This is a genomic window from Microbacterium aurum (assembly GCF_016907815.1).
Classification (GTDB): domain Bacteria; phylum Actinomycetota; class Actinomycetes; order Actinomycetales; family Microbacteriaceae; genus Microbacterium; species Microbacterium aurum.
The window spans coordinates 1494940-1514669 of sequence record NZ_JAFBCQ010000001.1 but is presented as its reverse complement, the minus strand read 5'-3'; the positions used below and the strand labels follow the sequence as shown (position 1 = coordinate 1514669).

Sequence of the window (19730 nt, the reverse complement as noted above, 5' to 3'; positions counted from 1 at the left end):
GGGTCTCGCTTCCTCTCATCAGAAAGCATAGACCACCATCTATCAGTTAAGTGACGGAGGGGCCGATCAACTCCGCCAGGAGGGTGCGGACGCGGCTGTCGATGTCATCGCGGATCTCCCGGATCACGCTGAGCGGCTGGCCGACGGGGTCGGCGAGATCCCAGTCGAGATAGCGACGGCCGGGATAGACCGGGCAGGCGTCGCCGCAGCCCATCGTGACCACGACATCCGCGGCCTTGACGGCGTCGTCGGTCAGCGGCTTGGGGAACTCCCCGCCGAGCGTGACGCCGATCTCGTCCAAAGCGGTCACGATCGCGGAGCGGACCTCGGCCGCGGGGGCGGATCCGGCGGTGCGGACGATGACCTTGTCGCCGGCGAGTTGGCGGAGGACTCCTGCGGCCAGCTGGGAGCGGCCGGCGTTCTGGACGCAGACGAACAGCACCGTCGGCGTCCCCGTCGACGCCTGTTCGACCCGGTGCAGGTCGTCCAGGCGCGCCGCAGTGAACGCCGCCGCCCGCGAAGCCAGCAGCGAGGTGGTGCCGCGCGCGGCGAGCAGATCGCGAGAGTCGGCGAGGGTGCGAGCGACAGTCTCACGGTTGAAGACACCGTGGTAGCGAGCAGCGAGGTCGTCGACCACTCGCTCCCAGTCCGGCTCCTCCGCCGCGAGGGCGGGGGCGCCGAGGAGCGCGGTGATTCGGTCGGCTTCATCGGGGTTGATCGAGTACCAGACCCGCCGCCCCTCCGGTTCCCGGACCACGAGACCTTCGGCGTGCAACGCGGCCAAATGGTGGCTGACCGTGGGCTGACGCAGCCCGAGCTGCTCCGCGAGCCGGCTCACCATCGCCCGACCACCCTCGGCATCACGGATCAGCTGGACGATCCGGGCGCGAGTGGGGTCCGCGAGGACCGCCAGCACCGGGACCTCCACCACCAAATGCATAGACCGCAGTCTATCCGCCCGAGAGGATCGGCGGCCGTTGCGTGCGGAACAGGCAGGATGCCGGACTGGATCCGCCAAGTCGTTCTGGAACCCCTTCCTCACGCGCAGCTGGGCGCAGGCACTTCTGGCGGGCTGGAAGACGCGGCCCTGGGCCGTGGTGATCATCGGCGCGGCGGACGGTGTCCCGCTCCCTCTCGTGTGCGTAGGTGGTGTCGTCACAGGTCGGCTCGCGGTGTGGTCTCGTTGCTTCGCTCTTGACGCGACGGCCGAGCGGAGGTGAGTCCGCTGGGCGGGCCACCGAGAGCGCGCAAAGCGTAGAGGATCGTGGCGAGGTCGACGAGCTCCTGTGTGAGGGCACCGGCGACGGCGGGAATCACACCCGTCATCGCGACGATCATGAGGCCGACGCTCAGGCCGATACCGATCCAGATGGCGGTGAGCGCGACGCGCAGCGTGTGCCGGCCGATCGAGACGGCATCGGCGACCTTCGCGAGCGAGTCGACCAGGATAACGATGTCCGCAGCATCCCCCGCCACCGTCGCACCTTTCGCCCCATGGCCATGCCGATGTCGGCTGCGGCGAGCACGGGCGCATCGTTCACGCCGTCGCCGACCATCATCACAGGCCTCGGATGCAGCTGCGCCGCGAGACGCACCTTCTCGGGAGGCAGGAGATCGGCGTGCACCTCGTCGATCCCGACGTCCTTCGCGATCGTCTCAGCGGTGGCGGCCGTGTCCCCCGTGAGCATCGTGATGCGCTCGAGGCCCTCCTCCCGCAGCCACGAGATCACCGCGGCGGACTCGGGACGCGGATCGTCGGCGAGCACCAGCACGCCCGCGAACCGACCGTCGACCGCCACGTATGCGGCGGCTTCCCCGGCCCTGAGCGACACACGTTCGGTGTCGGCCGCCAGCGACGCGACGTAGGCGGGCTTGCCGACCACCACGGTGCGCCCGTCGATCTCCGCCGTCACGCCGTCGCACAGTCCGAGGGTGCGACGGCGATCGGCAAGGAGGGGACGAGCATCGCGATCTCGAACATCGTCCTCGCCATGCCCAAGCCCCTCGCCCAGACGATCGGCTGGTCGTCCGCGGCGCCAACGTGGACCGACGTGTTCGACGCGGCGGGGGATCCCGACCTCTGGAGCGGCCTCGGCCATCCGGAGTGGGGCGCGTTCAAGCTCGGCAAGACGAGCCCGCTCGTCGCCACGTCGGGCGAGGCCGCCATGTACGCCTCGTACGGCACCGCCGCGGGTTCGCTGGCGGACCTCACGGCCGCCGAGGTCGACGACCCCGCCATCCAGAGCACGGTGCACGCGAACGAGACCGCGACGAGCCACTACATGGCCACGCCCGAGCACTTCCTGTGGCACGCACGGCAGGCGGAGGCATCCGGTTCGTCCGCCGACTTCCTGTCGGCCGTGATCGTCGACGAGAAGTCGGTGTGGGACTACAACCGGGGCATCACCAGCCGCGACGGCATCAACCGCACGCAGGCCGACCCGCCCGCCGAGCAGCTGATCCCGATCTACCCGACGGACGGCTACTACGCGGCCGACAACCCGGCGATGCGTCTCACGGGCTCGTGGATCGACCCCGTCGAGTCCGAGGCCGCCGCCGACTTCATCCGCTACGCACTCACCGCGCAGGGGCAGTCGGTCGTGCGCGGCGCCGGCTACCGCGATCTCAACCGGGCGCTGGACGAGAGCGTGCAGAAGGTCGGTCAGCTCACGGACGAGCTGACCACCGCCCTGCCGTTCCCCGGCGCCGACGTCGTGACGGCGGTGCAGGCCTCGTTCCCCGACGTCCGCAAGCGTGCGAACGTGCTGTTCCTGCTCGACGTGTCGGGCTCGATGGACGAGCCGATCTCGCCCACCGACACCAAGCTCACCCAGGCCCGCAAGGCGATCGAGGCGGCCCTCGGGCACTTCACCACGGGCGACGACGTCGGCCTCGCCGGGTTCGCGCAGGCTCCGGACGGAGCGATGGTGCCGGGCCTCGTCGCGCCCGTGTCCGACATCAGCTCTTCGCGCGACGGCTTCCTGGCGGCCCTGAACGGCGTCGCCTCGATGGGCGACACCCCGCTGTACCAGGCGGTGGACGAGTTCGCGAAGCAGCAGGCGGCGACCTGGACGAGCGATCGCATCAACGCGATCGTGCTGCTGAGCGACGGCAAGAACGACACGCCGAACGCTCCGACCATCGGCGCCGACCAGATGATCGCCGACCTGAAAGACATGCACCACTCCACGCCGGTGCTGATCTTCACGCTCGCCTACGGCGCCGACGCCGACGTGCCGACGCTGCAGTCGATCTCGAGCGCCACGGGTGCGCATTACTACGACGCGACCGACCCGTCCAAGCTCGAGGCCGTGCTGGGCGACCTCGTCACGAGCTTCTAGCGCCGGCCGGCCCGCGCGCCTCACACCTGCCAGAGCGAGGCGACCGCCCACGGCTGCAGCACGAGGTCGATCTCGAGCACGCCCTGGTCGTCGGCGCGCAGCAGACCGTGGACGCGGTGTTCGCATGCTCCGAACTGATGGCATCCGGTGCACTGCGGGTGCTGCAGGCGGCCGGCAGATCCGTGCCGGTCGATGTGTCTCTCGTCGGGTTCGACGATGTGGCGATCGCCACCGCCTCGAACGCCCCGCTCACGACCGTGCGGCAGCCACTCGAAGAGATGGGGCGCACCGCGGCCGAGGCCGTGCTCGCGCGCGTTCGCGGCGAGCAGGTGCCGGCGGAGCACATCCTGCCGACGACCCTGATCCGCCGCGAATCGCTCTGAGCCGGTCGCCCGCGTCTCGGGCCGCGCCGGTCAGGCTCCGGGCCAGGAGTCGGCGAGCTTCGTCAGCAGCCGCGCGAGCTCCGCACGCTCGGCATCGGTGAAGGCGGCGAGCGCGGCGTCAATCGCCTCCCGGCGCTCCCCGCGGAAGCCCCGCACCAGCCGGGTGCCGGCATCCGTCAACGCCACCCGCGTACGCCGCGCGTCGTCGGGGTCGGCCTCTCGCCGCACCAGGCCGAGCTCGACCGACTGCTGCACGAGCCGTGACGCGCGCGGCTGATCGACGCCTACAGCCTCGGCGATCTCGCCCACCGAGAGCGGATGGGATGCCGCCGCCAGCGCCTCGAGCAGACGCATGCGCGCGGGGCCGCCGAAGCGCCCTCCGCCGCCCCAGGTCGGGCCGCCGTGCCCGCCACGGCCCCACGGCCCGCCGCGGCCGGGGAAGGCGCCGGGGTCGTCGGGGTCGGCGCCGTGCGGGGCGTGCCCGTGCGCGCCGTGGGGATGAGGTCCGGCGCCGTGCGGTCCGGCACCGTGCGGACCCTCTGCCCACGGGGGCCGCGGCATGCGGCGTCCGCGCAGCCGGGCAAGGGCTGCGGCGATGGCGTCGGAGGGGTCGTCGGTTGCTGCCGGCATCCTCCCAATTTACATGTGACTTGACATGTACTCAAAGTGCATGTCACACTGCATGTACATGCACTAAGACATGTAATCCGCGGCCGGACGTCGGCCGCCACGAAAGGACTTCTCATGGACGACACGAATCTGAACGACGAGAACGACACCACCCGACCGCTCGGCTACTGGCTGCGCGCGGTCGACGGCCTGCTCACCCGGGCCTTCGCCGAGGCGCTCGCCGCCGAGGGCGTCGACCGTCGCGACTGGATGCTGCTGAACGCGGTGTCGGGCGACATCGACGCGCCCGGCCTGACCGAGCGGCTCGCCCGCAAGGGCAAGCGCCTGCGGTCGTTTGAAGACCGCGGCTGGGCGCTCGAGAAGGGCGACGGCACGTGGGAGCTCACCGACCTCGGCCGCGCCGAGAAGGAGCGCCTCGGCGCCATCGTCGACGGCATCCGCACGCGGGTGACCGGCGCCGTCGGCGACGAGGGATACGCGCAGCTGACCGCCTCGCTCGAGGCCATCGCCCGGGAGCTGGGCTGGGACGAGACCGCTGCCGCCGAGCGCGGCTTCGGACGCCCCCGCTTCGGACGAGGCTTCGGCCCCGGCTTCGCGGGCCCCGGCTTCGGACGCGCGCCGTTCGGTGCCGGCTTCGGTCCGCACCGTCACGGCGGCTTCGGCCCGGGCCGTCCCGGCCGTCCGGCCGACCACGACGGCGAGCCGATGCACGGCCGCAGCGAGTGCGGCGAGCGCCACGGGCACCCGCACGCGGGGCCCGGTCGCCACGGCCACCCGCACGAGGGCGGTCACGACCACCCGCGCCACGGCCACCACCGCCGCGGTCACGGCGGCCGGCGCGCCCAGGAGGCGTACGAGCGCGGCTTCGACGCCGGGTTCGCGCACGGCCGCGAGGACCGCGCCGCCTGATCCCTCCCTCCCTCCCCGCACTCGTGTCCCACCCTTCGCCCCGCGCCGACATCCGTCGGGATGCGGAGGGTGGGACATCCGGGTGCGGGGGCGACCCGAAGCGGGAGCGGGTGCCGCCTCGCCCGTCATCCACGCGACACACGCGGCGGGCACAATGGGGGCGTGACCCGTCCCGCGCTGCTCGCGATCTCGCACGGCACGTCCTCGCCCGCGGGCCAGGCGGCCGTGTCCGCCCTCGTCGTCGCCGTGGCCGCGCGGCTGCCCGACACGATCGTGCGGCTCGGCCACGTGGACGTGCAGCAGCCGGATGTGGCGGCATCCCTCGACGCGATCCCCGCCGACACGCCCGTCGTCATCGTGCCGCTGCTGCTGTCGGCCGGCTACCACGTGCGGGTCGACCTCATCCAGCAGTCCTCGGGGCGGGGCGACGTCACGATCACCCCCGCCCTCGGCCCGGACGCGAGGCTCGTCGACGCGCTCGTCGGGCGGCTCGAGACCCTCGCGCCGGGGCCCGACGACGCGCTCGTCCTCGCGGTGGCCGGATCCAGCGACGACCGCGCCAACGAGGACTGCCGCGTGACGGCGCGGATGCTGGGCGAGCGGCTCGGACGCCAGGTCGCGGTCGGGTTCCTGGCCGCGGCCGATCCGCGGCTCGATGTCGCGGTGACCACCGCCGGGGATCGCGTGGTCGTCGCCGACTACCTGCTGGCGCCGGGGTACTTCCACGACCTCGCGGTGACCCTCTCGGGGTCGGCCCCGGTCGCACCGCCGCTGCTCGGGAGCGATGAGCCGCCGGCATCCCTCGTCGACCTCGTCGTCGATCGCTACCACGGAGCCGTGGGTTTGTCGGACTGAGTCCACAAAGGCGTCGGGCTGCAACTGTGTGACGCCCGGTTACGCCGGTTAACGTCGCTTGACGTTCGGATAGGCCCACGGGGGTGCCGCTTCTAGCCTCACGGAAAGGACTCGCTAGAGTCCCGCCCGGGGCGCGCCCCGGGATCCACCCCGGAGGCACCGTGACCATCAGCGACACCGAACCGCACGCAGCGGACCGCCCGCGCGCCGCCGTGCGTCCTCCGCGCCCGTCGTCCAAGCCGAACGGCCAGTGGAAGATCGACGGCAAGGCCCCGCTCAACGGCAACGAGGAGTGGAAGCAGGTCGACGACGGCCTGAGCGTGCGCGAGCGCATCGAGAACATCTACTCGGTCGGCGGCTTCCAGAGCATCGACCCGACCGATCTGCACGGCCGGTTCCGGGTGTGGGGACTGTACACGCAGCGCAAGCCCGGGATCGACGGCGGACGCACGGCCACCCTCACGCCCGAAGAGCTCGAAGACGAGTACTTCATGCTCCGCGTCCGCATCGACGGCGGGCAGCTCACCACCGAGCAGCTGCGGGTCATCGCCGGCATCTCGACCGAGTTCGCGCGCGGCACCGCCGACATCACCGACCGGCAGAACATCCAGCTGCACTGGATCCGCGTCGAGGACGTGCCCGAGATCTGGCGCCGCCTCGAGGCCGTGGGCCTGGGTACCACCGAGGCGTGCGGCGACGTGCCGCGTGTGATCCTCGGCTCGCCGGTCGCCGGCATCTCGTCCGAGGAGCTCATCGACCCGACGCCGCAGATCGAAGAGATCTCGCGCCGGTTCATCGGCGACCCCACGCTGTCGAACCTGCCCCGCAAGTTCAAGAGCGCCATCACCGGCCACCCCAGCCAGGACGTCGTGCATGAGATCAACGACGTCGCCTTCGTCGCCCTCGAGCACCCCGAGCTCGGCATCGGCTACGACCTGTGGGTCGGCGGCGGCCTCTCGACGACGCCGCGTCTCGGCGAGCGCCTGGGAGCGTTCGTGCGCCCCGATCAGGTGGTGGACGCCTGGCACGGCGTCGCCCAGATCTTCCGCGACTACGGCTACCGGCGCCTGCGCAACAAGGCGCGCCTGAAGTTCCTGCTCGCCGAGTGGGGCACCGAGAAGTTCCGCCAGGTGCTGCAGGACGAGTACCTCGGCTACGCCCTCGCCGACGGCCCGGCCGCTCCGCGCCCGACGACCCCCGGCGACCACGTCGGCGTGCACCGCCAGAAGGACGGCCGCTTCTACGTCGGCGTGACGCCGATCGTCGGCCGCGTCAGCGGTGAGACCCTCACGCGCCTGGCCGAGATCGCCGAGGCGCACGGCTCGAACCGGCTCCGCACGACCCCGCACCAGAAGATCGTCGTGCTCGACGTGCCCGAAGAGCACGTCGATCCCCTCATCGCCGAGCTCGACGCGCTGGGCCTGCAGGCCCGGCCGAGCCTGCTGCGCCGCGGCACGATCGCGTGCACCGGCATCGAGTTCTGCAAGCTCGCGATCGTCGAGACCAAGGTCAACGCGACGGCGGCGGTGCTCGACCTCGAAGAGCGCCTCAAGGGCTTCGAGCTGCCGCATCCGATCTCGCTCCACGTGAACGGATGCCCCAACTCCTGCGCCCGCATCCAGACGGCCGACATCGGCCTCAAGGGACAGCTCGTCACGATCGACGACGAGCAGGTGCCCGGCTACCAGGTGCACCTCGGCGGCGGACTCGCCTCGCAGGACCGCGACGACCCGGGCCTCGGCCGCACCGTCCGCGGCCTGAAGGTCGCGGCCGACGGCATCGCCGACTACGTGGAGCGCGTCGTCACCCGCTTCCTCGCGGACCGGGACGCAGCCGCCGACGAGACGTTCGCGCAGTGGGCGCACCGTGCCGACGAGGAGGCCCTGCAGTGACCGTGAGCCTGGCCCCCCGCATCTCCGTCAAGCGCACGCGCGAAGAGCTCAAGGCCCTCGCCGAGCGCGGCAACGAAGAGCTCGGCAGCCTGACCGACCACGAGGCATCCGCCGCCGACGTCGTCGCGTGGGTCGCCCGCAACTTCGGGGCGGATGCCGCGGCCGTCGCCTGCTCGATGGCCGATGCCGCTCTGCCGCACCTCGTCGCCGAGCAGCTGCCGGGCGTCGACGTGCTGTTCCTCGACACCGGCTACCACTTCACCGAGACGTACGCGACGCGCGACGAGGTGCAGCGCGCGCTCGACGTGCGCATCGTCGACGTCACACCGGCGCAGACCGTCGCAGAGCAGGATGCCGCGTTCGGCGCGAAGCTCTACGAGCGCGACGCTGCGCAATGCTGCGCGCTGCGCAAGGTCGCTCCCCTGCAGGACGCGCTCGGCGGCTACGAGCTGTGGTTCACGGGCGTCCGCCGCGACGAAGCCCCCACCCGCACGAACACGCCGCTCGTGACGTGGGACGAGCGCAACGGACTCGTCAAGGTCAACCCGGTCGCCGCGTGGAGCTTCGACGACGTGCTGGAGTACGCCGCCGCGCACAAGGCGCCCGTCAACCTGCTCGTCGGCTTCGGCTACCCCTCGATCGGCTGCGAGCCGTGCACCAAGCCGGTCGCCGCCGGTGAAGATCCTCGATCGGGCCGCTGGGCCGGGTCATCGAAGACGGAATGCGGGCTGCACGTATGACGATCACGGTCCCCTCCACGAAACTGTCGACGCTCGACCTGCTCGAGGCCGAGGCCATCCACGTGATCCGCGAGGTCGTCGCCGAGTTCGAGCGGCCCGTGCTGCTGTTCTCGGGCGGCAAGGACTCCGTCGTCGTGTTGCACCTGGCCACCAAGGCGTTCGCGCCCGGCCGTGTGCCCTTCCCGGTGCTGCACGTCGACACCGGCCACAACTTCCCCGAGGTGCTCGCGTTCCGCGACGAAACCGTCGAGCGCCTCGGCATCCGCCTCGAGGTCGCCCGCGTGCAGGACTACATCGACGACGGCCGCCTGCAGGAGCGCGCCGACGGCACGCGCAACCCGCTGCAGACAGTGCCGCTCCTGGACGCGATCGCCGCCGGCCGTCACGACGCCGTGTTCGGCGGCGCCCGCCGCGACGAGGACAAGGCGCGCGCCAAGGAGCGCATCATCTCGCTGCGCGACGAGTTCGGCCAGTGGGATCCGCGCAACCAGCGCCCCGAGCTGTGGAGCCTGTACAACGGCCGCCACACGCCGGGACAGCACGTGCGCGCATTCCCCATCTCGAACTGGACCGAGCTGGACGTCTGGCAGTACATCGAGCGCGAGGGGATCGCGCTGCCGCCGCTGTACTTCGCGCACGAGCGCGAGGTCTACGAGCGCGACGGCATGTGGCGCCCCGTCGGCCCGTTCTCACCGCCCCGCGCGGACGAGACCGTCCAGGTGCGCACCGTGCGCTACCGCACCGTCGGCGACATGAGCTGCACGGGAGCGGTCGAATCGGATGCCGCCGACCTCGCCGCGATCGTCGCCGAGGTCGCCGTGTCGACCCTCACCGAGCGCGGGGCGACCCGTGCCGACGACCGCCTCAGCGAGGCGGCCATGGAGGACCGCAAGAAGGACGGGTACTTCTGATGACCGCGACGCTCACCGCCACCCCCACGCTGTTCCGCTTCGCGACGGCGGGGTCGGTCGACGACGGCAAATCGACGCTCGTCGGCCGGCTGCTGCACGACTCGAAGGCGATCCTCGCCGACCAGCTCGAGCAGGTCGCGCGCACGTCGGCCGACCGCGGCTTCGCGCACGGCGCGTTCGACTTCGCGCTGCTGACCGACGGGCTGCGCGCGGAGCGCGAGCAGGGCATCACGATCGACGTCGCCTACCGCTACTTCGCGACGGGCGCTCGGTCGTTCATCCTCGCCGACTGCCCCGGGCACGTGCAGTACACGCGCAACATGGTCACCGGCGCGACGACGGCCGACGCGGTGATCGTGCTCGTCGACGGCCGCAAGGGCGTGCTCGAGCAGACCAAGCGTCACCTCGCGGTGGTGGCCTTGCTGCGCGTGCCGCATGTGATCATGGCGGTGAACAAGATCGATCTCATCGGGTTCTCGGAGGATGCCTTCGCCGACGTCGCCGCGCAGGCGCGGGCCGTCGCTGCCGAGCTCGGCATCGACGACCTGCACGTGCTGCCCGCGTCGGCGCTGGAGGGCGACAACATCGTCGAGCGCTCGGAGCGCACGCCCTGGTACGACGGCCCGGCTCTGCTCGAGCTGCTCGAGGCCCTCCCCTCCGCCGACGAGGTTGATCAGGAGCTCGAGCCGCTGCGGCTGCCTGTCCAGCTCGTGCTGCGCCCGCAGGGCGGTCTCGCTCCCGGCATCGCCCCCGACGAGGCCGAGCGGCTGCGCGATTACCGCGCCGTCGCGGGCCGCATCGCGAGTGGCGTCGTGCGCGTCGGCGACCGCGTCGAGCTCTTCCCCGCCGGCACCGCGGCGACCGTGAGCGGCATCCGCTCGGCGGGCATCGAGGTCGACGAGGCGACGGCGCCCCAGTCCGTATCGCTCGAGTTCGACGCCGACATCGACGCCGCCCGCGGGGCGCTCGTCGTCTCGGCCGGCACGCTGCCCGCGGCCCGGCGCGAGGTCGACGCCGAGCTGTTCCAGCTCGACGCACGGCCCTTGACCCCCGGCATCCGGGTCCTCGTCAAGCACGGCACGGCCACCGTGCAGGCGATCGTGGCGCAGATCGAGTCGCGGTACGACCTCGATGCGCTGACGCACGAGCCGGCACAGGCGCTGCAGACCAACGACATCGGCCGCGTGCGGCTGCGCCTGGCGGCCGATCTGCCGCTGGAGCCGTACCGCAGCAGCCGCCACGGGGGCTCGTTCCTCGTGATCCATCCGTCCGACGGCGCGACGCTCGCCGCCGGCATCGTGCGCGACTGACCCGTCGCGCGCACACATCCCACACCCATTGAGCACCACCCGACCTAAGGAGGCGACACCGTGAACAAGATCGTCCGCACCACGACCGCAATCACCACCCTGGGACTCGTAGCGGCGATGATGGCCGGCTGCGCCTCCGCCGCCGCGACCGACAAGCCCGCCGCAGAGCCCACCTCGAGCGCACCGTCGGTGAACGAGGTGCGCCTGGGCTATTTCGCCAACGTCACCCACGCGCCCGCGCTGGTGGGCCTCGAGGAGGGCCTGTTCGCCGACGAGCTCGGCGACGACGTGAAGATCACCACGCAGGTGTTCAACGCCGGCCCCGCCGCCATCGAGGCGCTGTCGGCCGGAGCGATCGACGCTACCTACATCGGGCCGAACCCGTCGATCAACACCTTCATCCAGTCCGGCGGCGAATCCGCGCGCATCGTGGCCGGCGCGGCCATCGGCGGCGCGGCGCTGGTGGTGCGCGACGGCATCGACTCGCCCGAAGACCTCAAGGGCACGACCCTCGCCTCGCCGCAGCTCGGCAACACGCAGGACGTGGCGCTGCGCAAGTGGCTGAGCGACGAGGGCTACACGACCGACACCTCCGGCGGCGGCGACGTCCACGTCACCCCCACCGAGAACGCGCAGACCCTGACCCTGTTCCAGCAGGGCCAGCTCGACGGCGCGTGGCTCCCCGAGCCGTGGGTGTCGCGCCTCATCCTCGACGCCGGCGCGCACGTGCTGCAGGACGAGGCCGACCTGTGGGACGACGGAGAGTTCCCGACGACGGTGCTGCTCGTGCGCAAGCAGTTCCTGGACGAGCACCCCGACGTGGTCGCCGAGCTGCTGAAGGGCCACGAGGCCGCCGTCAAGTGGATCGCCGACAACCCCGACGAGGCCCCCGCGGTCATCAACGGCGCCATCGAGAAGGAGACCGGCAAGCCGCTCGACGACGCCGTCATCGAGCGCGCGCTGGAGCACGTGACCTTCTCGGTCGACCCTGTCGCCGACACGTTCGAGACGCTCGTGCAGAACGGCATCGACGCGGGCACGCAGAAGAAGGGCTCGATCGACGGGCTGTTCGACCTGCGCCTGCTCAACAAGCAGCTCAAGGCCGAGGGCGAAGACACCGTCTCGGCCGCAGGGCTCGGCAAGGACTGACATGAGCGCCGCTCCCGCTTCCGCCTCCGGGTCCGCCTCCGCGGCCCCGGAGGCGGGCGCACCCGCCCCGGCGGGAACGCCCGCGAACCTGCTCGCCCCGAGCTTCGACGGCGTCGCGCCGGTCGCGCCCGCCGCTGAGGCATCCGCTCCCGCCGTCCGCATCGACGGCGTCTCCAAGCGGTTCGGCAACGGCCCCATCGTGCTCGACGACGTGTCGCTCGACATCGCGCCGGGCGAGTTAGTGTGCCTGCTGGGCGCCTCGGGATGCGGCAAGTCCACGCTGCTCAACCTCATCGCGGGCCTCGACCAGGCGTCGGCGGGCACCATCGAGACCCCCGCCGGCGGGTCGGCGGTCATGTTCCAGGAGTCGGCGCTCATGCCGTGGCTCACCGCCCGGCGCAACGTCGAGCTGGCGCTGCGCCTGCGGGGCGTCCCGCGCTCCGAGCGCGGCGAGAAGGCCCTGTCGCTGCTTGATGCGGTGAACCTCGCGGATGCCGCCGACAAGCGGCCGCACGAGCTCTCGGGCGGCATGCGCCAGCGCGTGGCGCTCGCCCGCGCCCTCGCCCAGGACCGGCCGGTGCTGCTGATGGACGAGCCGTTCGCCGCTCTCGACGCCATCACACGCGACCTGCTGCACGAGGAGCTGGAGCGCGTGTGGCGTGCCACGGGGCGCACGATCGTGTTCGTCACCCACAACGTGCGCGAGGCCGCGCGCCTCGGGCAGCGCGTGGTGCTGATGGGCAGCCGCCCTGGCCGCATCGTGCAGGAGTGGCGGATCACCAAGACGACCGGCCGCCGCATCGCGTCGCCCGAGGTCGCCGCCCTGTCGGTCGAGATCACCGACCAGCTGCGCAAGGAGATCCGCCGCAATGCCGCTTGAGACCCCCACCGTCGTGGGCCGCTCACTGGGCGACCCGGCCACCGTCGTGCCCGACGACCTGCGCAGCCTGGCCTCCGGCCTCGACAAGCTGCAGACTGACGCCGACGCGGGCCCCGGCCGCTGGCGCCGTTTCGCGTCGAGCGTGCTGCCGCCGATCGTCTTCGTGATCCTGCTCGTCGTGGTGTGGCAGCTGTACGTCGTCATCGCGCACCCGCGCCCCGACATCGTGCCCGGTCCGGCGGACGTCGCGGCGGCGCTCGGCGACGCCTGGGACACGGGCCGCCTGCAGCAGGCGGTCACGACGAGCCTGGAGCGCGGCATCATCGGGTTCCTCATCGCGATCGTCGTGGGCACCCCCATCGGACTGCTGCTGGCCGAGGTGCGCCCGATCCGGCGCGCCGTCGGCCCCATCATCTCGGGCCTGCAGGTGCTGCCGTCCGTCGCCTGGGTCCCGGCCGCGATCATCTGGTTCGGGCTCTCGGACGCGACCGTGTACTTCGTGATCCTCATGGGTGCGATCCCGTCGATCGTCAACGGGCTCATCGCCGGCATCGAGCAGGTGCCCCCGCAGCTGCGGCGCGTCGGCACCGTGCTCGGCGCCTCGCGCTGGCAGCTCGCGACGGCCGTGATCCTCCCGGCGGCCCTCCCCGGCTACCTCGCCGGGCTCAAGCAGGGCTGGGCGTTCTCGTGGCGCTCCCTCATGGCCGCCGAGATCATCGCGATGGGCGGCACGATCGGCTTCGGCCTAGGGTCGATGCTGCAGCAGTCGCGAGAACTCGCCGACCTGGCCGGCGTGCTCGGCACGATCCTCGTGATCCTCGCCATCGGCGTGCTCATCGAGCTGGTCTTCTTCGGGCCGCTGGAGCGGCGGATGCTCAAGCGCCGCGGCCTGCTCCTCACGGGAGGCGCGCGATGACCGATCGCGATGGCCGCATTCCCCCGCACGAACTCCTCCGTTCTGGCCGGGACCGGCAGGAACCGGCACTCAGCCGGCAGGATGCCCGCGCGCATCAGGAGTTGGTGCGCAGTGCCCCTGCGACCGGCAAGGTCTGGCTCGTCGGGGCCGGCCCGGGCGACGCCGGACTGCTCACGCTCAAGGGGCTGCGCGCGCTCGAGGCCGCCGACGTCATCGTCGCGGACCGCCTGGGCGCCCGTGCGGTGCTCGACGGGCTCGCGGCCGACGGCGTGGAACTGCGCGCCGAGGTCGTCGACGTGGGCAAGCGCCCCGGACACCACGCGGTGCCGCAGGACGCGATCAACGCCCTCCTCGTGCAGCTCGCCCACGACGGCAAGACGGTCGTACGCCTCAAGGGCGGTGACCCGTACGTGTTCGGCCGCGGCGGCGAGGAGCTCTTCGCCTGCCAGGCGGCGGGCGTCGTCGTCGAGGTCGTGCCCGGCATCACCAGTGCCGCCTCGGTGCCGGCTGTCGCCGGCATCCCTCTCACCCACCGGGGTGTCGCCACCGCGTTCACCGTGGCGACCGCGCACGACCAGATCGAGTCGCTCGGCGGCGGCCGCGACCACACAGTCGTGCTGCTCATGGGCGTCGGCACCCTGGCCAACTCGGCGATCACACTGGCCCGCGGCGAGCGCGGCGGCGACTGCCCCGTCGCGATCGTCGAGGACGGCTACGGCGCCCGCCAGCGGGTCACGGTCGGCACCCTCTCGACCATCGCGCAGCAGGCCGCCGCGCGCGGCGTGCGCTCCCCCGCCGTGGTGGTCGTGGGCGACGTGGTGCGGCTGAGCCCGTACGCGCCCGCCGAGCTCGCGACCCTCGCACGCGAAGACTTCGACCCCCTGATCCGGAAGGCCCCTCTCACGTGACCTCGTCGAATCCCCAGAACCTGCGCGTCGCGATCGTCGGCGCCGGCCCGGCCGGCATCTACGCCGGCAACATCCTGACCAACGCGGTCGCCGATGCCGGCGGCACCGTCGCGATCGACCTGTTCGAGTCGCTGCCCGCGCCTTACGGCCTCATCCGCTACGGCGTCGCGCCGGACCACCCCCGCATCAAGGGCATCGTGAACTCGCTCCACGAGATGCTGGATGCCGGCACCACGCGGTTCATCGGCAACGTCGAGGTCGGCCGCGACATCTCGCTCGCCGAGCTGCAGGAGCGCTACGACGCCGTCATCCTCGCCACCGGCGCCATCCGCGACGCCGCGCTCGACATCGCCGGCATCGACCTGCTGCGCTCGTTCGGCGCGGCCGACTTCGTGGCCTGGTACGACGGCCACCCCGACGTGCCCACCGAATGGCCGCTCGACCAGCGCGAGGTCGCGGTCATCGGAAACGGCAACGTGGCCCTCGACGTCGCCCGCGTGCTCGCGAAGCACGCCGTCGACCTGCGCCCGACCGAGATCGCCGACAACGTGCTCGCCGGTCTCGAGTCCTCGGCCGTCACGGACGTGCACGTGTTCGGGCGCCGCGGTCCCGGCGACATCAAGTTCACGCCCATCGAGCTGCGCGAGCTCGGCGAGGTGCCGGACGTCGACATCGTCGTGCACGACGAGGACTTCGTCGACGCCGACCCCGCGAACGCCGCGAACAACCAGCTCAAGGTCATGCTGCGCATCCTCAACAGCTGGCGCACGCGGGAGTCGACCGGCGCCTCACGCCGTCTGCACCTGCACTTCTACCACTCGCCGGTCGAGGTGCTCGGCTCGCAGGAATCGGGCGTCACCGGCATCCGGTTCGAGCGCAACGAGCCCGTCGGCGACGGCAGGGTCCAGGGAACCGGCGAGTTCCGCGAGTTCGCGGTGCAGCAGGTGTACCGCGCCGTCGGCTACTACGGCACGCCCGTCATCGACGCGCCGTTCGACGTGCGCGCAGGCGTCGTCTCGAACGTCGAGGGACGCGTGAAGGATGCCGCCGTCACGGGCGCCGACGACGCCCCGACCATCCCCGGCCTGTATGCCACGGGCTGGATCAAGCGCGGGCCGGTCGGACTCATCGGCCACACCAAGTCCGATGCGATGGAGACCATCGCGCACCTCGTGGCCGACGCGGACGCCGGCCGCCTCACCGCTCCGACGGTGGACGGCGACGTGCTGGAGCTGCTGGACGAGCGCGAGGTCGCCTTCACCACGTGGGACGGCTGGCTCGCCCTCGACGCGCACGAGCGCGAGCTGGGCGCGGCCCACCAGCACACCCGCGAGCGCGTCAAGGTGGTGCCGCGCGACGAGCAGGTGCAGATCTCGCGCGGAGCGCTCGTCCCGTGACCTACGTCATCGCGCTCCCGTGCGTGGACGTCAAGGACCGCGCCTGCATCGACGAGTGTCCGGTGGACTGCATCTACGAGGGTGACCGCTCGCTGTACATCCACCCCGACGAGTGCGTGGACTGCGGTGCCTGCGAGCCGGTCTGCCCGGTCGAGGCGATCTACTACGAGGACGATCTGCCCGACGAGTGGCAGGACTACTACAAGGCCAACGTCGAGTTCTTCGACGACATCGGCTCGCCCGGCGGCGCCGCCAAGGTCGGCGTGATCCACAAGGACCACCCGATCATCGAGGCCCTCCCGCCGCAGGGAGAGGGTCATGACTGACGCGCCCACCACCGAGGTCGACGTCGTCATCGTGGGCGGCGGTCCCGCGGGGCTCTCGGCGGCCCTCAACCTCGGGCGCGCCCGCGCCTCGGTCGTGCTGGTCGATGCGGGCCGCCCACGCAACGCGGCGACGCTGCGCTCCCACGGCTTCCTCACGCGGGACGGGGTGCCCCCGCTCGAGCTGCGCAAGCTGGCGCGGGCTGAGCTGGGCGCGTACCCGAACGTCCGCATCCTCGACAGGACTGTCGTGAACGCGTTGCAGCCGCGCGAGTGCGGGGAGCGTCGCTTCATCGCCGCGCTCCACGGCCGGGGCGCCGGCATCCCTCCCGCCGTCTCGGCGCGGTCGGTGCTCGTCGCGACGGGGCTGCGCGAGACGCTGCCCGACATCCCGAGCCTGCGAGCGTTCTACGGCATGACCGTGTTCAGCTGCGCGGCGTGCGACGCCTGGGAGCTGCAGGACCGTCCCCTCGCCCTGATCGGCGAGACCCCCGACCTCGCGGCGCGGGCCCGCTTGATCGCCCGCTGGACCGACCGTCTCACCGTGTTCACGAACGGATCGGACGCGGTCGACACCGTCGAAGAGGCCGAGCTCGCGGCATCCGGGATCGTCGTCGAGCGCCGCCCGATCGACGACCTCGAGGGCGACCGCGGCGACGTGTCGGCCGTGCGCCTGGTCGACGGCACGCGCATCGAGATCGAGGGCGGCTTCGTGCGCCCGCAGTGGCATCCCGCCCCCGACTTCCTGGGCGGCATCGAGCTCGACCGCGACGAGTTCGGCAATCTCGTCACCGATCGCTCGGGGCGCACGTCGGTCGCCGGGCTGTATGCGGCAGGGGATGCCGCCTCCCCCGGTCCGCAGCAGCTCATCGTCGCCGCGGGCCAGGGCGCCCGTGCCGCCGCGGTTCTCGTCCACGACCTCATCGGGGTGCGCACCGCGCACTGACGATCCGCGTCAGGCGCCGTCGGGGTGGTCGTGCTCCCACACCTCACGGCCGGGGGCGAGCATGTCGCGCACCTGCGCCTCGTTCGTGCTCGCCGGCGTGACGGTGTCGGGCCAGTCCGCGATCTGCTGCTCGGCCCACTCCGTCCACGGCAGGATGTGGTCGTAGTGGCCGATCATGAACGTGTTCGCGAGCGCGAAGAGGTGCCGCCGCTCGGGGAAGGTGCCTCCGGTGGCGCTGATGTAGGCGGCGTAGCGCGCGAACATGTCCCGATTGGCGAGCGCGCTCTCGCGCGTCTGCTGCAGCGTCGCCCGCAGGTCGTCGAGCGATCCCTGATCGGCGAGCAGGACGCGCACCATGCCCTCGAACTCGACACTCGGCGGCCTCGGCGGGGTGCCCAGCCACGCGGCCAGCGCCTCACGCCCGGCGGGGGTGATGGAGTAGATCGTGCGTGCACGCTTGCCGGTGAGCTCCTGCCGCGTGGCGACGTAGCCCAGTTCGGCCAGCCGGTTCAGCACCGCGTATCGGCCACGATCCGCCGACGGCCACAGCTCCGCCACCCCCCGGCCGAGCTGCTCGGCCAGCTGATAGGCCGACCAGTCGTGCGCACAGAGCGAGAACGAGCAGGACCGGCTCATGCAGGCCCACTACGCCGACGCGATCCCGCTCGCCGTCCTCAAACGAGAGCAAGACCGCATCCTGGGCGAGCTCGACCAAGTGAACCGTCGCCTCGACGCGCACCACGGCGAATACACCGACGCTCGCGCCCACCTGGACGACGCCCTGAACCTGCTCGTGAACTGCGCCGACATCTACGCGCGCTGCGACGACGCCAACCGGCGACTGTGCAACCAGGCGTTCTTCACCAAGGTCTACATCGAGGAGGACGACGAGCTGCGCGTCGAGAACGCCCGGCCTTTCGAGATGCTGCTTGATCCCCAGGTCAACGCCGATGCGCTGACTTGGGCCGCGAACGCGGACAAGGCCCGAACCCCAGCCCTTGATTCTCTGGGGCAAGGTTCGAGCCTTGTGCGTTGGGTGCCCCCACAGGGACTCGAACCCTGGACCCACGGATTAACCTGCTGCACTGAGTTTCCCCAGCCACCGTTTCCCCAGCCACCGAAACGGCTTGCAGTCTGGACTATATCTTCACCTTCGGCCGAGCCGGTCAGGTGCGCCGCGTGTAGTCTCTGAGGTTCCCTTTCGGTTACCTGCTGATCGCCCAATCCCTCGGATTGTCACTGCCCGTGCTCTCGCACGGACGAGTACCTCGGGCTCTCAGGGTGTTCCAGCATATAGCGGCGTTCATCCGGCGTATTTCGACGCCGGCGCTCCATTTTTGTGTTGAAGTCCGTTGCTCTAACCAACTGAGCTATAGGGGCACCTCAAGCCTAGCAAGCGTCCGGGATCTCGACGGCGTGCCCCGAGACGACGATGCCGCCCGATGCGGGGATGTCGACCGTGAGCACGCCGGGCCGCCCGACGTGCGCGCCCTGGTCGACCACGATCCGGCCGGGCACCGTCACCGCCCCTACCGCACGCAGGTAGGCGCCGAGAGCGGCCGCCGCCGAGCCCGTCGCAGGGTCCTCGGTGATCCGGCCGACGGGGAAGAGGTTCCGCGCGGCGAACCGGTCGGCGCCGGTGCGGTGCACGATCGCGATCGTCGCCGGCCAGCCGCGGTCGTCCATGAGCGCGCGCACCGCCGCCGGGTCGAACCGGAACGTGTCGAACGCGTCGCGGTCCGCGATCGCGACGATCGGGTGAGGGTTGCCGGCATGCGCGATCCGCGGGGGCAGCGCCGGGTCGAGGTCGCTGCGCTGCAGTCCCAGCAGGCGCAGGATGCCGTCGAGGTGGCCGTCCGGCAACGACCCCACCACCGGTTCGATGCTCGTGAACGCGCCGCGTGCGCCCTCGGCATCCCGCGATACCGCGATCGAGACCGGGCGCGCCGGCGTCACGAAACGGATCGTCTCGTCACCTCCTACCCGTCCCCGATCAGCGAGCGCGACGGCGGTCGCGACGGTCGCATGGCCGCAGAAGGGCACCTCGGCGATGGGAGAGAAGTAGCGAATGCGCAGCGCGCCGTCGGGTTCCCGCCCCGTGACGAACGCCGTCTCGGCATAATCCACCTCGGCGGCGATGCGCTGCATGGCCGCGTCGTCCAGACGCTCCGCGTCGAGCACGACGCCGGCGGGATTGCCACCCTCGGGGCGCGCGCTGAACGCGGCGTAGCGGAGCACCT

The 19730-nt window shown here is 71.6% G+C and carries 20 protein-coding genes and 2 pseudogenes; 16 read left to right on the top strand and 6 right to left on the bottom strand.

Annotated elements, in window-relative coordinates; genetic code table 11:
• Positions 1-46: 46 nt before the first annotated feature.
• The 3 genes and pseudogenes from JOD60_RS07595 to JOD60_RS17325 all read right to left on the bottom strand — a co-directional run.
• Complete coding sequence (locus JOD60_RS07595) at positions 47-940, bottom strand: metalloregulator ArsR/SmtB family transcription factor (protein WP_076690034.1); 894 nt, start codon at positions 938-940, stop codon at positions 47-49.
• Positions 941-1155: 215 nt separating this feature from the next.
• Entirely contained in the window at positions 1156-1476 is a 321-nt protein-coding gene (locus JOD60_RS17185; RefSeq protein WP_232321719.1) for a hypothetical protein, read from the bottom strand.
• A 74-nt stretch (positions 1477-1550) separates the two neighbouring features.
• Positions 1551-2099, bottom strand: a pseudogene (locus JOD60_RS17325) (HAD family hydrolase); the annotation flags it as partial.
• Between JOD60_RS17325 and JOD60_RS17175 the strand changes: the two are divergent.
• Complete coding sequence (locus JOD60_RS17175) at positions 1992-3341, top strand: VWA domain-containing protein (protein WP_084202133.1); 1350 nt, start codon at positions 1992-1994, stop codon at positions 3339-3341. The pseudogene JOD60_RS17325 and the gene JOD60_RS17175 overlap by 108 nt on opposite strands.
• Positions 3342-3364: 23 nt before the next feature.
• Positions 3365-3724 (top strand): annotated as a pseudogene (locus JOD60_RS07580) (substrate-binding domain-containing protein); the annotation flags it as partial.
• Positions 3725-3754: 30 nt separating this feature from the next.
• On the opposite strand, the gene JOD60_RS16685 reads toward JOD60_RS07580, so the two are convergent.
• Positions 3755-4354, bottom strand: a complete 600-nt coding sequence (locus JOD60_RS16685; RefSeq protein ID WP_232321718.1) for a MarR family winged helix-turn-helix transcriptional regulator — start codon at positions 4352-4354, stop codon at positions 3755-3757.
• Positions 4355-4468: 114 nt separating this feature from the next.
• Here JOD60_RS16685 and JOD60_RS07570 point away from each other — a divergent pair, with 114 nt between their 5' ends.
• The 13 genes from JOD60_RS07570 to JOD60_RS07510 all read left to right on the top strand — a co-directional run bounded on the left by JOD60_RS07570 (position 4469) and on the right by JOD60_RS07510 (position 17490).
• Positions 4469-5263 carry a winged helix DNA-binding protein gene (locus JOD60_RS07570; RefSeq protein WP_076690032.1) on the top strand — a complete coding sequence of 265 codons (795 nt, stop codon included), beginning with the start codon at positions 4469-4471 and terminating at the stop codon, positions 5261-5263.
• Positions 5264-5425: 162 nt separating this feature from the next.
• Positions 5426-6118, top strand: a complete 693-nt coding sequence (locus JOD60_RS07565; RefSeq protein WP_076690029.1) for a sirohydrochlorin chelatase — start codon at positions 5426-5428, stop codon at positions 6116-6118.
• Between the two features lie 161 nt (positions 6119-6279).
• On the top strand, positions 6280-8010 hold the full coding sequence (locus JOD60_RS07560) for a nitrite/sulfite reductase (protein ID WP_157127893.1): 1731 nt from the start codon (positions 6280-6282) through the stop codon (positions 8008-8010).
• Entirely contained in the window at positions 8007-8750 is a 744-nt protein-coding gene (locus JOD60_RS07555; protein ID WP_076690026.1) for a phosphoadenylyl-sulfate reductase, read from the top strand. The genes JOD60_RS07560 and JOD60_RS07555 overlap by 4 nt, the downstream gene beginning before the upstream one ends.
• Positions 8747-9661, top strand: a complete 915-nt coding sequence (cysD, locus tag JOD60_RS07550; protein WP_232321717.1) for a sulfate adenylyltransferase subunit CysD — start codon at positions 8747-8749, stop codon at positions 9659-9661. Before JOD60_RS07555 ends, cysD begins: the two co-directional genes overlap by 4 nt.
• Positions 9661-10971, top strand: coding sequence for a sulfate adenylyltransferase subunit 1 (locus JOD60_RS07545; RefSeq protein WP_076690022.1), 1311 nt, complete (start codon positions 9661-9663; stop codon positions 10969-10971). Before cysD ends, JOD60_RS07545 begins: the two co-directional genes overlap by 1 nt.
• 60 nt (positions 10972-11031) lie before the next feature.
• Complete coding sequence (locus JOD60_RS07540; protein WP_076690019.1) at positions 11032-12120, top strand: ABC transporter substrate-binding protein; 1089 nt, start codon at positions 11032-11034, stop codon at positions 12118-12120.
• Position 12121: 1 nt separating this feature from the next.
• On the top strand, positions 12122-13000 hold the full coding sequence (locus JOD60_RS07535) for an ABC transporter ATP-binding protein (protein ID WP_084201933.1): 879 nt from the start codon (positions 12122-12124) through the stop codon (positions 12998-13000).
• Positions 12990-13916 (top strand): ABC transporter permease, encoded by a 927-nt coding sequence (locus JOD60_RS07530; RefSeq protein ID WP_076690017.1) that lies wholly within the window; start codon positions 12990-12992, stop codon positions 13914-13916. The genes JOD60_RS07535 and JOD60_RS07530 overlap by 11 nt, the downstream gene beginning before the upstream one ends.
• Positions 13913-14824 (top strand): uroporphyrinogen-III C-methyltransferase, encoded by a 912-nt coding sequence (cobA, locus tag JOD60_RS07525; protein ID WP_307823848.1) that lies wholly within the window; start codon positions 13913-13915, stop codon positions 14822-14824. Before JOD60_RS07530 ends, cobA begins: the two co-directional genes overlap by 4 nt.
• On the top strand, positions 14821-16221 hold the full coding sequence (locus tag JOD60_RS07520; protein WP_076690014.1) for an FAD-dependent oxidoreductase: 1401 nt from the start codon (positions 14821-14823) through the stop codon (positions 16219-16221). Before cobA ends, JOD60_RS07520 begins: the two co-directional genes overlap by 4 nt.
• On the top strand, positions 16218-16547 hold the full coding sequence (gene fdxA / locus JOD60_RS07515) for a ferredoxin (RefSeq protein WP_076690011.1): 330 nt from the start codon (positions 16218-16220) through the stop codon (positions 16545-16547). Before JOD60_RS07520 ends, fdxA begins: the two co-directional genes overlap by 4 nt.
• The gene (locus tag JOD60_RS07510) at positions 16540-17490 is read left to right on the top strand and encodes an NAD(P)/FAD-dependent oxidoreductase (protein WP_076690009.1); all 951 of its coding nucleotides are present in this window, start codon (positions 16540-16542) and stop codon (positions 17488-17490) included. Before fdxA ends, JOD60_RS07510 begins: the two co-directional genes overlap by 8 nt.
• 9 nt (positions 17491-17499) lie before the next feature.
• Here JOD60_RS07510 and JOD60_RS07505 read toward each other — a convergent pair whose 3' ends face one another.
• Entirely contained in the window at positions 17500-18126 is a 627-nt protein-coding gene (locus tag JOD60_RS07505) for a PadR family transcriptional regulator (RefSeq protein WP_076690007.1), read from the bottom strand.
• Here JOD60_RS07505 and JOD60_RS07500 point away from each other — a divergent pair.
• A complete protein-coding gene (locus tag JOD60_RS07500; RefSeq protein WP_157127892.1) occupies positions 18125-18682 on the top strand; it encodes a hypothetical protein in 558 nt (185 codons plus the stop codon). The genes JOD60_RS07505 and JOD60_RS07500 overlap by 2 nt on opposite strands.
• Before the next feature lie 197 nt (positions 18683-18879).
• Here JOD60_RS07500 and JOD60_RS07495 read toward each other — a convergent pair whose 3' ends face one another.
• On the bottom strand, positions 18880-19728 hold the full coding sequence (locus JOD60_RS07495) for a PhzF family phenazine biosynthesis protein (RefSeq protein ID WP_232321763.1): 849 nt from the start codon (positions 19726-19728) through the stop codon (positions 18880-18882).
• Positions 19729-19730: the final 2 nt, after the last annotated feature.

Coding starts and splice junctions, on each gene's coding strand:
- JOD60_RS07595 (WP_076690034.1), bottom strand. CDS start 940: ATGCATTTGGTGGTGGAGGTCCCGGTGCTGGCGGTCCTCGCGGACCCC.
- JOD60_RS16685 (WP_232321718.1), bottom strand. CDS start 4,354: ATGCCGGCAGCAACCGACGACCCCTCCGACGCCATCGCCGCAGCCCTT.
- JOD60_RS17175 (WP_084202133.1), top strand. CDS start 1,992: ATGCCCAAGCCCCTCGCCCAGACGATCGGCTGGTCGTCCGCGGCGCCA.
- JOD60_RS07510 (WP_076690009.1), top strand. CDS start 16,540: ATGACTGACGCGCCCACCACCGAGGTCGACGTCGTCATCGTGGGCGGC.
- JOD60_RS07535 (WP_084201933.1), top strand. CDS start 12,122: ATGAGCGCCGCTCCCGCTTCCGCCTCCGGGTCCGCCTCCGCGGCCCCG.
- JOD60_RS07545 (WP_076690022.1), top strand. CDS start 9,661: ATGACCGCGACGCTCACCGCCACCCCCACGCTGTTCCGCTTCGCGACG.
- JOD60_RS07500 (WP_157127892.1), top strand. CDS start 18,125: ATGCAGGCCCACTACGCCGACGCGATCCCGCTCGCCGTCCTCAAACGA.
- cysD (WP_232321717.1), top strand. CDS start 8,747: ATGACGATCACGGTCCCCTCCACGAAACTGTCGACGCTCGACCTGCTC.
- JOD60_RS07570 (WP_076690032.1), top strand. CDS start 4,469: ATGGACGACACGAATCTGAACGACGAGAACGACACCACCCGACCGCTC.
- JOD60_RS07505 (WP_076690007.1), bottom strand. CDS start 18,126: ATGAGCCGGTCCTGCTCGTTCTCGCTCTGTGCGCACGACTGGTCGGCC.
- JOD60_RS07530 (WP_076690017.1), top strand. CDS start 12,990: ATGCCGCTTGAGACCCCCACCGTCGTGGGCCGCTCACTGGGCGACCCG.
- cobA (WP_307823848.1), top strand. CDS start 13,913: ATGACCGATCGCGATGGCCGCATTCCCCCGCACGAACTCCTCCGTTCT.